Raw genomic sequence first — 13,851 nt, 5'->3', positions numbered from 1 at the left:
CTGCGGGCCCGCATCCGGGCCGGGATCGAGCCCCATTCTACCTGCCGCCGCCGGCCGCAAGCCCTTGCCGTTGCTGGCCTGATCGGTACCGATGGGCGCGCGCACGCTGCTTTTTCTTGCCCCGGCCCCTGCCCTGCACTAGGCTTCCCGTTTTTCGCGACGCCCCAGGGGAGTCACTCACATGGTCGAAGGTTTGGGCAGGATCGGCTTCGGCCTGTTCGGGTTGGCGGTGCTGATCGGCATCACCTGGTTGTTTTCCAACAACAAGCGTGCGGTTGACTGGAAGCTGGTTGCCACCGGTATCACCCTGCAGATCGCGTTCGCGGCGCTGGTGATCCTGGTGCCGGGCGGCCGCGACGTGTTCGATGCGCTGGGCAAGGGCTTCGTCAAGGTTCTCAGCTTCGTCAACGAAGGCTCGGGCTTCATCTTCGGCTCGTTGATGGACACCAAGAACTACGGCTTCATCTTCGCCTTCCAGGTGCTGCCGACCATCATCTTCTTCTCGGCGCTGATGGGGGTGATGTACCACCTCAACGTCATGCAGGCGATCGTTCGGGTGATGGCCTGGTCGATCACCAAGGTGATGCGCGTGTCCGGCGCGGAAACCACCAGCGTCTGCGCCAGCGTCTTCATCGGCCAGACCGAGGCGCCGCTGACCGTGCGCCCGTACATCGCCAGGATGACCCAGTCCGAGCTGCTGACCATGATGATCGGCGGCATGGCGCACATCGCCGGCGGCGTGCTGGCGGCCTACGTGGGCATGCTCGGCGGTGGCGACCCGGTGCAGCAGGCCTTCTATGCCAAGCACCTGCTGGCGGCGAGCATCATGGCCGCACCGGCCACCCTGGTCGTGGCCAAGCTGCTGATTCCGGAAACCGGCACCCCGCTGACCCGCGGCACGGTGAAGATGGAAGTCGAGAAGACCTCCAGCAACATCATCGACGCGGCCGCTGCCGGTGCCGGTGACGGCCTGAAGCTGGCGCTGAACATCGGCGCGATGCTGCTGGCCTTCATCGCCCTGATCGCACTGCTGAACGCCCCGCTGACCTGGATCGGCGATGTGACCGGCCTGGCCGCTGCCATCGGCAAGCCGACCAACCTGTCGACCATCTTCGGTTACGTGCTGGCCCCGATCGCCTGGGTGATCGGTACCCCGTGGGCTGATGCCACCACCGTCGGTTCGCTGATCGGCCAGAAGGTCGTGATCAACGAGTTCGTGGCCTACACCGAGCTGTCGCAGATCGTGAACGGCCAGGTGGCGGGCGTGAGCCTGTCCGACGAAGGTCGCCTGATCGCCACCTACGCGCTGTGCGGCTTTGCCAACTTCAGCTCGATCGCGATCCAGATCGGCGGCATCGGCGGCCTGGCGCCGGAACGTCGCCACGATCTGGCCAAGTTCGGCCTGCGCGCGGTGTTGGGCGGTACCATTGCCACCTTCATGACGGCGACCATCGCCGGCGTGCTGACGCACTTCAGTTGAACCCCTGGTTGAGAAAAGATTTCCTATGAGCAGCAGTGTCGTTGTCGTCGGTTCCTTCAATGTCGATCACGTGTGGCGGTGCGAGTCGCTGCCGGCACCGGGTGCGACCATTGCCGGCCGCTACAGCACCGGCCCCGGTGGCAAGGGCTTCAACCAGGCGGTCGCGGCCTGCCGCGCCGGCGCCGACACGCACTTCGTGTGCGCGCTGGGCGATGACGCTGGTGGCGCCACCGCGCGCGAGCTGGCTGCGCAGGACGGCTTCGGGCTGATCGCCGAAGCCAGCAGCGAGCCGACCGGCACTGCGGGCATCTACGTGGACGCGCGTGGCCGCAACACCATCGTGATCGGCCCGGGCGCCAACGCCGCGCTGAGCACTGATTTCCTGCAACAGCAGCAGGCCCTGCTGACCAGCGCCAAGGTGGTGCTGGTACAGCTGGAATCGCCGGTGCAGACCATCGAAGCGGCGCTGGCCACGGCCCGCGAGGCCGGTGTCACGACCGTGCTCAACACCGCACCGGCCGACGCGCCCTCGACCATTGGCCTGCTCAAGCTGGCCGATGTGATCACCCCGAACGAGACCGAGTTCGCCGCGCTGCTCGGCCGCCATGTCGGTGAGCGCGTGGATGCCAACGATGTCGCCGCACTGGATGGCGCCAGCCTGCACGCGCTGTGCCGCAAGCTGGTCGGCAACGGTACCGTGGTGGTGACCCTGGGTTCGGTGGGCGTGTTCGTGTCGCATGCCGACGAGAACCTGCGCGGCGATACCCAGCCGTACTACCGCGTGGGTGCCGAACAGGTGCAGGCGATCGACACCACCGGTGCCGGTGACGCCTTCAACGGTGCGCTGGCCGCGTCGCTGGCGCAGGTGGCCGACGCCCCGTTCGCCCGCCACGTGCGCTTCGCCAACCAGTTCGCCGGTCGTTCGACCGAGAAGGAAGGCGCTGCAGCGGCGATGCCGCGCTTCACCCCGGCCGACGCCGAAGCCAAGTAATTCCACGCCACGCGTGGATGACGAGGCCCGGGTGCACAGGCACCTGGGCCTTTCTTTTGCCCATTGCCCGGCCCCTGCGACCGCCTGTCGCATTGCCCACATCCTGCCCCTCGCCCACCATCCGCGCAGCTTCCTTGCACGGGCAGGACATGGACGGATTCCCCTGGTTGCTGTTCGCGGCCGCCGGCAGTGCCATTGCAGCCCTGCTGCATATCGGCTGCATCGCCTTCGGCGCCCCTTGGTACAGGTACTTCGGTGCTGGCCAGCGTATGGTCCGGCTGGCACAGGCCGGGCATTGGTGGCCGCCGCTGATGACCGCCGGCATTACTGCCGTGCTGGTGGCCTGGGCGCTGTACGCACTGGCCGCCGCGGGCTGGCATTCGCCGCTGCCGGCCAGTCGTCTGGTCCTGACGGGCATCGCCCTGCTGTTGCTGCTGCGCGCGGCGATGGGCTTCGGCCTGGCGCTGCTCCGGCCCGGCTACAACGGCCGGCGCTTCTGGGTAGCCAGTTCACTGGTCTGCCTCTGCCTGGGGCTGGCCTTCGCGCTGGGGACCCGGCAGGCCTGGCAGAGCTTGGGCTAGCCGCCTACCATGGCCCGCCCCTGGGGGCGGCGGAAGCAACCGTCAAGCATCTGCTGATGCCGGTACGGCATGAGGTCGGTGCCGATCGGCCTGAGCCGGACCGTACCCGACACGACCGTACCGCCGCCCGCGCCCTACAATGGGCGCATGCAGATCGGCCCGTACACCATTGCCCCCAACGTCGTGCTGGCCCCCATGGCGGGCGTCACCGACAAGCCCTTCCGCCTGCTGTGCAAACGGCTGGGTGCGGGACTGGCCGCCTCGGAAATGACCATCAGCGACCCGCGGTTCTGGAACACGCGCAAGTCGATCCACCGCATGGACCATGAGGGCGAACCGGCACCGATCAGCGTACAGATCGCCGGCACCGAGCCGCAGCAGCTGGCCGAGGCCGCGCGCTACAACGTCGACCACGGCGCGCAGATCATCGACATCAACATGGGCTGCCCGGCCAAGAAGGTGTGCAACGCCTGGGCCGGCTCGGCGCTGATGCGCGACGAGCAGTTGGTGGCGCGCATCCTCGAAGCCGTGGTCAACGCGGTGGACGTGCCGGTCACGCTGAAGATCCGCACCGGTTGGGACTGTGACCACCGCAATGGGCCGGTAATCGCGCGCATCGCCGAGGACAGCGGTATCGCTGCACTGGCCGTGCACGGCCGCACCCGCGACCAGCATTACACCGGCCAGGCCGAGTACGCCACCATCGGCGAGATCAAGGCTGCGCTGCGCATCCCGGTGATCGCCAATGGCGACATCGATTCACCGCAGAAGGCCGCCCACGTGCTGCAGCAGACCGGGGTGGATGCAGTGATGATCGGCCGCTCCGCGCAGGGCCGGCCGTGGATCTTCCGCGAAGTGGCGCACTACCTGGCCACCGGCGAGGAACTGCCGCCGCCATCGCTGGCGGAAGTGCGCGACATCCTGCTCGGCCACCTGCATGCGCTGCACGCGTTCTACGGCGAACCGCAGGGCGTGCGCATCGCGCGCAAGCACCTGGGCTGGTATGCCAAGGACCGGCCGGAGAATGCCGCGTTCCGCGCGGTGGTCAACCGCGCCGAAGACCCACAGAGCCAGATCGCGCTGACCACCGAGTACTTCGACCGCCTGATCGCCGGGGAACCGGCGCTGTCTTCGGCGGCCTGAGCAGCCAGCCCCGCGTTTCCGAACAGTCGAGCCAGCTCGACGCTACAAGAGCCCGCCGTCATGACCCCGCCGATCTCCTCTCCGACCTACCTGCACGGGTTTTCCGGCACCGAACAGCAGCGCCTGATGACCCAGGCCCGGCTGCTGGAATCGAGCATCTTCGGCCAGATCGACTACAGCGGCGCGCGGCGTCTGCTGGAAGTCGGCAGCGGCGTCGGTGCGCAGACCGAGATCCTGCTGCGCCGCTTCCCCGAGCTGCACGTGACCGGCGTGGACCTGAGCGAAACGCAGCTCGCCACAGCGCGCGAGAACCTGGCGCGCACGCCGTGGTGCAGCGACCGCTACACCCTGCAGCAGGCCGACGCCGGCGAGCTGCCGTTCGAGGCACGCAGCTTCGACTCGGCGTTCCTGTGCTGGGTGCTGGAACACGTCCCCTCCCCTGCCCGTGTGCTGAGCGAAGTGCGCCGCGTGCTGGCACCGGGTTCGCCGGTCTACATCACCGAAGTGATGAATGCCTCGTTCCTGCTCGACCCGTACTCGCCGCACATCTGGCGCTACTGGATGGCCTTCAACGACTTCCAGTACGACCACGGCGGTGACCCGTTCGTCGGTGCAAAGCTGGGCAACCTGCTGCTGGCCGGCGGCTTCCGCGACGTGCACACCGAGATCAAGACCATCCACCTGGACAACCGCGAACCGGCGCGTCGCAAGACGATGATCGCGTTCTGGGAGCAGCTGCTGCTGTCGGCGGCCGACCAGCTGCTGCAGGCCGGCTCGGTGGACGAGGACACCGTGGAAGGCATGCGCCGCGAGTTCCGCCTGGTGCAGAACGACCCGAATGCGGTGTTCTTCTATTCGTTCGTGCAGGGCCGCGCGACGGTGTATTGAGCCGACGCGGCGCTGCCGATGGTCCCGCCATCCACGCATGGCGTGGATCTACGGGTGCGCCGCACCAGTCGCGGAGGCTGCGGGCTCCTGCCAGATCCGCTGCCACATCGCCGCCAGGCGGCGACCGGCGTCGGCACGCGCGGCGGGACTGCTGTAGTCCACCCGCACCTGCTCTGGAACGATCGCCCGCCACTGCCCGTCGGCCTGCTCGGCGACGACGAAATTGAAGGTGTAGTCCGGCTCCAGCCCCATACGCAGGTCGCTCAGCACCAGCCTTCCGTCCACGACCTGCGCACGCATGAAGCCACGGTTGAACCATTGCAGCTGCTGCACCGCCGGGATGGCCTGCGCTTCGCGCAAGGCCTGTACGTTGGACGCATGGCCTTCGAACCGCATCGGCCCGTCGTCGGCCACCAGCGAGCGGTCGCCCACCACGTAGCCGCTGGGCGTCATCGCCACCACCCGCCACAGCAGGGTGTTGAACGGCATCGGCACCGAGAAGCGCGGCGCATCGCCCAGGCCCATCGCGGCCAGGCTCTGCTGCGCGGCCCGATCGACCTGCGCCTTGGCGATCAGCCCCCAGCCCAGGTAGGCACTGCTGACCAGCAACGCCACACCCAGCACCTTGCCAGCCCAGGGGCGGGCGCGGCCAAACCAGGCCAGCACGCAACCCAGCAGCAGCCATACCGTGTAGCCAGGATCAATGATGAAGACACTGGAACCCATGGTCGGCTGTGGCCGCAGCGGCCACCACAGCTGGGTGCCGTAGACGGTGAACGCATCCAGCACGGGATGGGTGACCAGCGCCAGCTGGATCGCCCAGAACCAGCGCAGCGGTGACTGCGCGACCCGGCCGTTGCCGAAGCGCTTGAACAACCACCAGATCAGTGCAGCCACCCAGGGCAGCACCAGCAACGAATGGCTGAAGCTGCGGTGCTCGATCATGTTCGCCACCGGGTCGGCCGCAGTGAAGCCAAGCCACAGGGCGTCGAGGTCCGGCAGGGTGCCGAGCGCGGCACCGGCCAGCAGGGCCGCGCGGCGATGGCCGGGCGGAGCGATGGCAGCAGCGACGGCGCCACCGAGCACGATCTGGGTCAATGAATCCATGGGCCGATGCTAGCGGCTTGCGCGCGGTGTATGTAGAGCCGAGCCCATGCTCGGCTGCTCTTCGTTGCGCGTAACGGCAGCCGAGCGTGGACTCGGCTCTACAGCGGGACAGACGCGGGCTATGCCGCCTGCGACAACCGCGCGCCGGGCAGTTCCAGCAGGGTCTGGCCGCTGTGGTCGAGCAGGCGCAGCGCACCATCATGGTCTTCGGCCAGTGCCGTCAGGCTCTCCACCCAGTCGCCGTCATTGGCATAGACCAGGCCATCGCGTTCAATCAGCGCCGCGCGGTGGATGTGGCCGCAGACGATGCCGTCCAGGCCGCGTCGGCGCACGTCGTCCAGCCCGGCCTGCACGAAACGCTCGATGTAGCGTTCAGCGGCGCCACTGCGCTTCTTCAGGAACTCCGACAGCGACCAGTAGCGCATGCCCAGCCGCCGCCGCACTGCATTCAAGGCTTGGTTGCCGGTGAGGATGCGGTAGTACAGCCAGTCGCCGAACTTTTCCTGCAGGCCACCGAAATGGGTCACGCCGTCATACTCGTCGCCATGCGCGACCAGCAGCCGGCGGCCATCGGCGGTCACGTGGATGGCACGGCGGCGCACCTGCATGGCCGGCAACATCAGCCCGCACACCTGGCGCAGCGAGGCATCGTGGTTGCCGGGAATGTAGATGATCTCGGTGCCGGCACGGCGCAGCGCGTGCAGCGCCTGGATGACCTCGCTGTGCGACTGCCGCCAGGTCGCACGGCGGTGCGCCATCCACCACAGGTCGATGATGTCGCCCACCAGGTACAGCCGTTCGCAGCGCAGCTGCGAGAGGAATCGCGCCAGCTCGGTGGCATGGCAATGGCGCGAGCCCAGGTGCACATCGGAGACGAACACCGCGCGCCGGTTCGGCGACAGGTTCGCCAGCATGCTCATGCCGGCGTCCCCGCGCCGCGCAGGTAGCGTTTGCGCTTGTTCGGCCGGACCGCGCACAGGTCCACCTCGATCAGGCCGTCGATCGAATCGCTGAAGTCCGGGTCCACACCGAAGGCGAGGAAGCGCGCGCCGCCGGGTTCGCACAGATCGGTGTACTGGCGGTACAGCGTCGGCACGCCGGTGCCGAGTGCGGCCAGGTTGGCCTTGAGCACATCGAATGCGGCACCCGCATCCAGCTCGCCGAAACTCGGCGGCGCAGCGAAGTACTGGAAGGGGCGGTTCGATTCGGCCAGGCCCGCGCTACCGCTGTAGTAGCGCTGGTAGTACGCCACCAGCTGCTCGCGTGCGTCGCGTGGCAGGGCCGCGCTGATCGACACCGCGCCGAACAGGTAGCGGATCCCCGGCCGGCACTGCAGGTAGGCACCAATGCCCTGCCACAGGTAGTCCAGGCTGCGGCTGCCCCAGTAATCGGGCACCACGAAGCTGCGGCCCAGTTCCAGGCCCTCCGCGATGTGGGTGATGGCATCGTCGGAATAGCGGAACAGCGACGCGCTGTAGAGCCCGGACAGGCCGTGCCGGGCCAACGCGTGGGCACCACGCATGATCCGGTACGCGCCAGCGATGCGCTGCGCGGCGGCGTCCCAGATCACGATGTGCTCGTACTGCGGGTCGTAGTTGTCGAGGTCACGGCTGCGGCCGGTGCCCTCACCCACCTGGCGGAAGGTCAGTTCGCGCAGGCGGCCGAGTTCCAGCAGCAGTGGCGAATCGGCAGTGCAGGTGGCCAGCAGGATCTGCTTGCCGTCGGCGGTCTGGCCCAGCTGGGTGGCGGCAGCGATTCCAGCGGCGACCTGCGAAGGTGGCACCGGGGCGGCCAGCGGCTCAGGGCCTGCGCACGCAGCGGCATTGCCGGCCGCGCCGTTGCGGCCCAGCGCGTACAGCGCGCGGCGCACCGCCAGCAGCTGTGCGCCCGGGTCACCGCCCTTGCCCAGCTGCATCGGCTCGCCGATGCTCAGCCGCAGCGGGCGGCCACGACGGGTGAACATCTCGCGAGCCAGCAGCGCGGTGCCGGCCGGCTTGAACAGGGTCGAGGCGCCGTAGAACAGCGCCGAGTTGCGCGCTTCCACCCGCACCGGCAGCACCGGCGCACCGGCCGCGCGGGCAAAGCGGACGAATCCCCGCTGCCAACGGCCATCGCGGATGCCGCGCAGCGACAGGCGCGAGACCTCGCCGGCCGGGAACACGATCACGCACTGCTCGGCGGCCAATGCTTCCTCCACCGCATGCAGGCTGCCGCGCTGCGCCTTGCCACCCAGGATGCGCACCGGCAACAGCAGATCCTGCAGCGGCGCGATCGCGCCCAGCAGGTCGTTGGCCACGATCCGCACATCGCGGCGGATACGGCCGACCGCGTCCAGCAGGGCCAGTGCATCCAGCGCTCCGGAGGGGTGGTTGGCGACGATCAGCAGGCGACCGGTGGCCGGGATCTTCGCCAGCGCGGCCGGATCCACCTGGTACTGGCCGCCGATGAACTCCAGGCCGGCGGCGACGAAGCCGAATCCGCGCAATCCTGCACTGCGCTGCAGGAAGGCCTCGATCTGGTCCAGGCGCGACCAGCGGCCGACGCTGCGCAGCAGCGGCCGTGCCAGCTGGCCACGGCGGCCATGGAACCAATCGGGGAAACGTTGCTGGAGACGCTGTTCGAGTTCCTGCATGGCGGATCCACGGATGCCCGGCGGCCGGATTGGCCGACAGCCTGCGCCCGGCAGGCGGCAGCCAGATGGCGGTTTCGGGGCAGAACGATGACGGCCGGCCCCCGCCTTGACGGCCGGGTCGCGGCCTGCGCGGTCGGGGTTGGCCAGCCCCCGTCTGTTGTCACGCTGGTGGAACACTGGGCCTCGAGGCTGGCCCCCAATCCCGTCATGACGGCCGCTGCCGGGCCTACGCGGGCTTAACCACCGGCAACCGGTACGGGTTCACAATGCACAGGCGGCGCACCCCGTGTATCATGCGCGCCCATCTTTCCATCCGAATCAAGGGATATTACGCCTGATGTCCAGCTATCTCTTCACCTCCGAGTCGGTCTCCGAAGGCCATCCGGACAAGGTTGCCGACCAGATCTCCGATGCGGTGCTGGACGCGATCCTGACCCAGGACCAGCGCGCCCGCGTGGCCTGCGAGACCATGGTCAAGACCGGCGTTGCCATCGTGGCCGGTGAAATCACCACCAGCGCCTGGATCGACCTGGAAGCGCTGACCCGCAAGGTCATCACGGACATCGGCTACGACAGCTCCGACGTCGGCTTCGACGGCGCCACCTGCGGCGTGCTGAACCTGATCGGCAAGCAGTCGCCGCACATCGCCCAGGGCGTGGACCGCAAGAAGCCGGAAGAAATGGGCGCTGGCGACCAGGGCCTGATGTTCGGCTATGCCACCAACGAGACCGACAGCTACATGCCGGCCGCGATCCACCTGTCGCACCGCCTGGTCGAGCAGCAGGCCAAGATCCGCAAGAAGAAGAACTCGCCGCTGTCGTGGCTGCGCCCGGACGCCAAGAGCCAGGTCACCCTGCGCTATGAAAACGGCGTGGTCTCGGCCATCGACGCCGTGGTCCTGTCGACCCAGCACGCCCCGGGCATCAAGCAGAAGGACCTCATCGAGGCCGTCCGCGAAGAGATCATCAAGCCGGTGCTGCCGGCCAAGTGGCTGCACAAGGGCACCAAGTTCCACATCAACCCGACCGGCAAGTTCGAGATCGGCGGCCCGGTGGGCGACTGCGGCCTGACCGGCCGCAAGATCATCGTCGACACCTACGGCGGCTGGGCCCGTCACGGTGGTGGCGCGTTCTCCGGCAAGGACCCGTCCAAGGTCGACCGTTCGGCCGCCTACGCCGCCCGCTACGTCGCCAAGAACGTGGTTGCCGCCGGCCTGGCCGACCGTTGCGAAGTGCAGGTCTCCTACGCCATCGGCGTGGCTGAGCCGACCTCGATCTCGGTCACCACCTTCGGCACCGGCAAGATCAGCGACGACAAGATCGAGAAGCTGATCCGCAAGCACTTCGACCTGCGCCCGTACGGCATCATCAAGATGCTGGACCTGATCCACCCGATGTACCAGCAGACCGCGGCCTATGGCCACTTCGGCCGCAAGCCGAAGGAGTTCAGCTACCTCAACGGCGAAGGCGAGACCGTCAACGCCACGGCCTTCTCCTGGGAGAAGACCGACCGCGCCGCCGCCCTGCGCGCCGATGCGAAGCTGAAGTAAGCAACACGAAGGGCCGCTCACGCGGCCCTTCTGCTTCTGGTAGAGCCGGCCGCTGGCCGGCTTTTTCATGGCCTCCGGAAACAACCGCGTGGTTGCCGGCCAGCGTCCGGCACCACCGGTTGCCGATACAATCGCCGCATGTCGACCGAACTGAAAACCCACCAGCTGTCCATGACCGTGCTGATGTCGCCGGAGATGGCCAATTTCTCCGGCAAGGTCCATGGCGGCGCCATCCTGCGCCTGCTTGACCAGGTGGCCTACGCCTGCGCCAGCCGCTATGCCGGCAGCTACGTGGTCACCCTGTCGGTGGACCAGGTGATGTTCCGCCAGCCCATCGCGGTGGGCGAGCTGGTCACCTTCCTGGCCTCGGTGAACTACACCGGCACCTCATCGATGGAGATCGGCATCAAGGTGGTGGCCGAGGACATCCTCAAGCGCAGCGTGCGTCACGCCAACAGCTGCTTCTTCACGATGGTCGCAGTGGATGAAGAAGGCCGGCCGACGCCTGTCCCGCCCTTGCAGCCGGCAACGTCCGACGAAAAGCGCCGCCAGGCCGCAGCACAGATCCGCCGCCAGCTGCGCCAGGAAATGGAACAGCGCCACCTGGAACTGCTGGCATCGAACCCGCCGTCGCCGGAGGAATGAGGTAGTGCCGGTCGCTGGCCGGCAACCTCGCGCGTGCTGCCGGACATCATGAGGTTGCCGGCCAGCGGCCGGCACTACCCTTTCGAATTCGCCGGGCCATGCCCGGCGGATGCGGATCAACCGGTGTTCTGCACACCCTGCGAAACGCCGTTCACGCACGCCACCAGTGCGCGCAGCAGATCGTCATCCTCGCGCCCGCTGGCCCGCCAGCGCTGCAGCAGATCCACCTGCAGCACGCTGATCGGATCGACGTAGGGATTGCGCAGGCGGATCGACAGCGCCAGCCGTGCGTCGTGGTCCAGCAGCGTCTTCTGGTCCATCAACGCCAGCAGCCAGCGCCGGGTGAGCTCCAGTTCGCGCTGCACCTGCGGGAAGAACCGGCCGTGCAGGTCGCCCGACAACCGCGAGAACTGCTCGGCGATGGTGATATCGCCCTTGGACAGCACCATCGCGATGTCGTCCAGGAACGTACGGAAGAACGGCCAGTCCCGCGCCATATCGCGCAGGGCCTGTTCGTGGCCGGCATCGACCGCGGCCTGCAGGCCACTGCCCACGCCGTACCAGCCGGGAATCACCGCACGCGCCTGGCTCCAGGCGAACACCCAGGGAATCGCACGCAGGTTGCCCAGTGCGGCGTCCTGGCCGAGCCGGCGCGACGGCCGCGAGCCCAGCGTCATCCGCTCGATCACGTCGATCGGCGTAGCGGTGCGGAAGTAGTCCATGAAACCGGGCTGGCCGACGAACGCGCGATACACCTCGCTGCTGGCCGCAGCCACCGCATCCATCACCGGCCGCCAGCCGTCCTCGCGCGGCTCGGCGGCGCGCGGGCGCAGGCTGGCGCGCAGCACCGCGCCGGTGGCCTGCTCCAGTGAACGCAGTGCCAGCGCCCGGATGCCGTACTTTCGATGGATTACCTCGCCCTGCTCGGTCACCCGCAGGCGGCCATCGATGCTGCCGCGCGGCGACGCATCGACCGCATGCGTGGTCTTGCCGCCACCGCGGCTGATCGAACCGCCCCGGCCATGGAAGAAGGTCAATCGGATGCCCGCCTCTGCCGCCACCTCCAGCAGTTCCACCTGTGCACGCTGCAGGCCCCAGCGCGAAGCGGCGATGCCGCCGTCCTTGCTGCTGTCCGAATAACCCAGCATCACCATCTGCACGTCGTCGCGTGCCTGCAGGTGCGCGCGATAGATCGGGTCGGCCAGCAGGTCACGCAGGGTGGCGGTGCCACGCTTGAGGTCGTCCACGGTTTCGAACAATGGCGCAATATCCAGCGGCACCGAACCGCCCTCTTCCACCAGGCCACCACGACGCGCCAGCGCCAGCACCGCCAGCACGTCGCTGCGGTCGTGTGCCATCGAGATGATGTAGCTGCCCAGCGCGTCGCCGCCGTGGCGCGCGCGCGCATCGGCCAGTGCAGCGAACACGGCGTCCAGCCGCCGGTTGCCTTCGTCGTCGCCCTTCGGCAACGGCACCTCACCACTGGCATGCGGTGCCAGCAGGCGCGCGCGACCCAACGCATCCAGACCGTCCCAGGCCGCGTCGCCGCCCAGCACCGTGGCCAGCGCGCGTGCATGCACGCTCGACTCCTGGCGTACGTCCAACCGTGCCAGGTGGAAGCCAAACGTCTTCACCCGCCACAGCAGGCGTTGCACCGCAAAGCCACCGGCATGTTCGCCGCGGTTCGCGCGCAGGCTGTCGAGGATCAGCTGCAGGTCGTCGATCAGTTCGTCCGGGCCGGCGTAAGCGCCCTCGCCGTCATCCAGCGTGGCCTGCAGGCGCGCGCGCATGCGATCGTTGAGCAGGCGGTAGGGCATGTCGGCATGGCGCGGGCGCGACTGTACCTGCGGCAGCAGCTGCTGGTAGTACGCCACCCGCGCCTGCAGCGCCTCGCTCACGCCCACCCGCTCGGTGGACTGGCTGAGCAGGCTGGCCAGCTGCAGCAGTTCCTTCTGGTAGCGACCCAGCACGGCCTGCCGCTGCGCGTCCAGCGTCGTGCGGATGGTGTGGGCATCCACGTTCGGGTTGCCGTCCATGTCCCCGCCGACCCACGTGCCGAAGCGCAGCAGGCGCGGCAGCGGCAGTTCTTCGCCATAGGTGTCGCGCAGCGCCTGCTGCAGCGACTCGTACAGCACCGGAATCACCCGGTACAGCACCTGCACCAGATAGAAGCCGACGTGCTCGCGCTCGTCATCGACGGTGGGCCGCACCGGCGAGGAATCAGTGGTCTGCCACGACGCGGTCAGCGCCATGCGGAAGCGCGCAGCATCGGCGGCCGCTTCCCCCGGCGTGCGCTGGCCGTCGAGGTTGTCGACCAGGCTGGCCACCATCAGCTGCTCCTTCTCCAGCAGCGCACGGCGCACGGCTTCGGTCGGATGCGCGGTGAACACCGGCTCGATGTCGATGCGCGGCAGCCACTGCGCCAGTTCGTCCAGCGTCACGCCCTGCGCCTTCAGGTGCTGCAGCGCATCCTGCAGGCCATCGGGCTGCGCCCCTGCGGTACCGGCACGCTGGTAGTCACGGCGGCGGCGGATGCGATGCACGCGCTCGGCAATGTTGACCACCTGGAAGTAGGTGCTGAAGGCCCGCACCATGGTCTCGGCCTGCTGCGGCGTGCGCCCGGCCAGCCCTTCGGCCAGCTCCGACAGCGGCGCCTGGTTCTCGCGACGGGCGATGGCGCGGGTTCGCACGTCTTCGACATCGTCGAGGAAGGCCGCCGATACCTGCTCGACCAGCAGGTCGCCGACCAGTGCGCCGAGCCGGCGCACGTCATCGCGAAGCGGAAGATCGGGGGAAGCAAACTCGATGCTGCTGCGGTACTCGTTCATCGGCGAC

At 68.2% G+C, this 13,851-nt stretch carries 11 protein-coding genes; 7 read left to right on the top strand and 4 right to left on the bottom strand.

From position 1 onward, the window contains the following. Nucleotides 1-181: 181 nt before the first annotated feature. The 5 genes from AC5P66_RS16860 to AC5P66_RS16840 all read left to right on the top strand — a co-directional run bounded on the left by AC5P66_RS16860 (nucleotide 182) and on the right by AC5P66_RS16840 (nucleotide 5,083). Nucleotides 182-1,480: a NupC/NupG family nucleoside CNT transporter gene (locus AC5P66_RS16860; protein WP_072167869.1), complete on the top strand. Its 1,299-nt coding sequence runs from the start codon at nucleotides 182-184 to the stop codon at nucleotides 1,478-1,480. A 25-nt stretch (nucleotides 1,481-1,505) separates the two neighbouring features. After that, on the top strand, nucleotides 1,506-2,471 hold the full coding sequence (locus AC5P66_RS16855; protein WP_049414049.1) for a ribokinase: 966 nt from the start codon (nucleotides 1,506-1,508) through the stop codon (nucleotides 2,469-2,471). Nucleotides 2,472-2,620: 149 nt separating this feature from the next. Then, nucleotides 2,621-3,052: a hypothetical protein gene (locus AC5P66_RS16850; RefSeq protein WP_049414051.1), complete on the top strand. Its 432-nt coding sequence runs from the start codon at nucleotides 2,621-2,623 to the stop codon at nucleotides 3,050-3,052. 147 nt (nucleotides 3,053-3,199) lie between these two features. Continuing rightward, the gene (gene dusB / locus AC5P66_RS16845; protein ID WP_049414075.1) at nucleotides 3,200-4,195 is read left to right on the top strand and encodes a tRNA dihydrouridine synthase DusB; all 996 of its coding nucleotides are present in this window, start codon (nucleotides 3,200-3,202) and stop codon (nucleotides 4,193-4,195) included. 60 nt (nucleotides 4,196-4,255) lie between these two features. Beyond that, complete coding sequence (locus tag AC5P66_RS16840) at nucleotides 4,256-5,083, top strand: methyltransferase domain-containing protein (protein ID WP_049414053.1); 828 nt, start codon at nucleotides 4,256-4,258, stop codon at nucleotides 5,081-5,083. A gap of 48 nt (nucleotides 5,084-5,131) precedes the next feature. Here the strand turns inward: AC5P66_RS16840 and AC5P66_RS16835 are convergent, their stop codons facing one another. The 3 genes from AC5P66_RS16835 to olsF form a co-directional block, all read right to left on the bottom strand. Next, a complete protein-coding gene (locus tag AC5P66_RS16835; protein ID WP_049414055.1) occupies nucleotides 5,132-6,190 on the bottom strand; it encodes a metal-dependent hydrolase in 1,059 nt (352 codons plus the stop codon). A 119-nt stretch (nucleotides 6,191-6,309) separates the two neighbouring features. Then, complete coding sequence (locus AC5P66_RS16830; protein WP_049414057.1) at nucleotides 6,310-7,110, bottom strand: UDP-2,3-diacylglucosamine diphosphatase; 801 nt, start codon at nucleotides 7,108-7,110, stop codon at nucleotides 6,310-6,312. Beyond that, nucleotides 7,107-8,822, bottom strand: a complete 1,716-nt coding sequence (gene olsF, locus AC5P66_RS16825) for a bifunctional ornithine lipid synthase OlsF (RefSeq protein WP_049414059.1) — start codon at nucleotides 8,820-8,822, stop codon at nucleotides 7,107-7,109. The genes AC5P66_RS16830 and olsF overlap by 4 nt, the downstream gene beginning before the upstream one ends. 337 nt (nucleotides 8,823-9,159) lie before the next feature. Here olsF and metK point away from each other — a divergent pair, with 337 nt between their 5' ends. Together metK and AC5P66_RS16815 are read left to right on the top strand one after the other, a co-directional pair. After that, entirely contained in the window at nucleotides 9,160-10,371 is a 1,212-nt protein-coding gene (metK, locus tag AC5P66_RS16820) for a methionine adenosyltransferase (protein ID WP_005408103.1), read from the top strand. Nucleotides 10,372-10,509: 138 nt separating this feature from the next. After that, nucleotides 10,510-11,016 (top strand): acyl-CoA thioesterase, encoded by a 507-nt coding sequence (locus AC5P66_RS16815; protein WP_005415314.1) that lies wholly within the window; start codon nucleotides 10,510-10,512, stop codon nucleotides 11,014-11,016. A 116-nt stretch (nucleotides 11,017-11,132) separates the two neighbouring features. Here the strand turns inward: AC5P66_RS16815 and ppc are convergent, their stop codons facing one another. After that, nucleotides 11,133-13,844, bottom strand: a complete 2,712-nt coding sequence (ppc, locus tag AC5P66_RS16810; RefSeq protein WP_099495682.1) for a phosphoenolpyruvate carboxylase — start codon at nucleotides 13,842-13,844, stop codon at nucleotides 11,133-11,135. Nucleotides 13,845-13,851: the final 7 nt, after the last annotated feature.

This window comes from Stenotrophomonas sp. YJH_SMC_122 (assembly GCF_059369535.1).
This window is presented reverse-complemented; position numbering and strand designations above follow the sequence as displayed.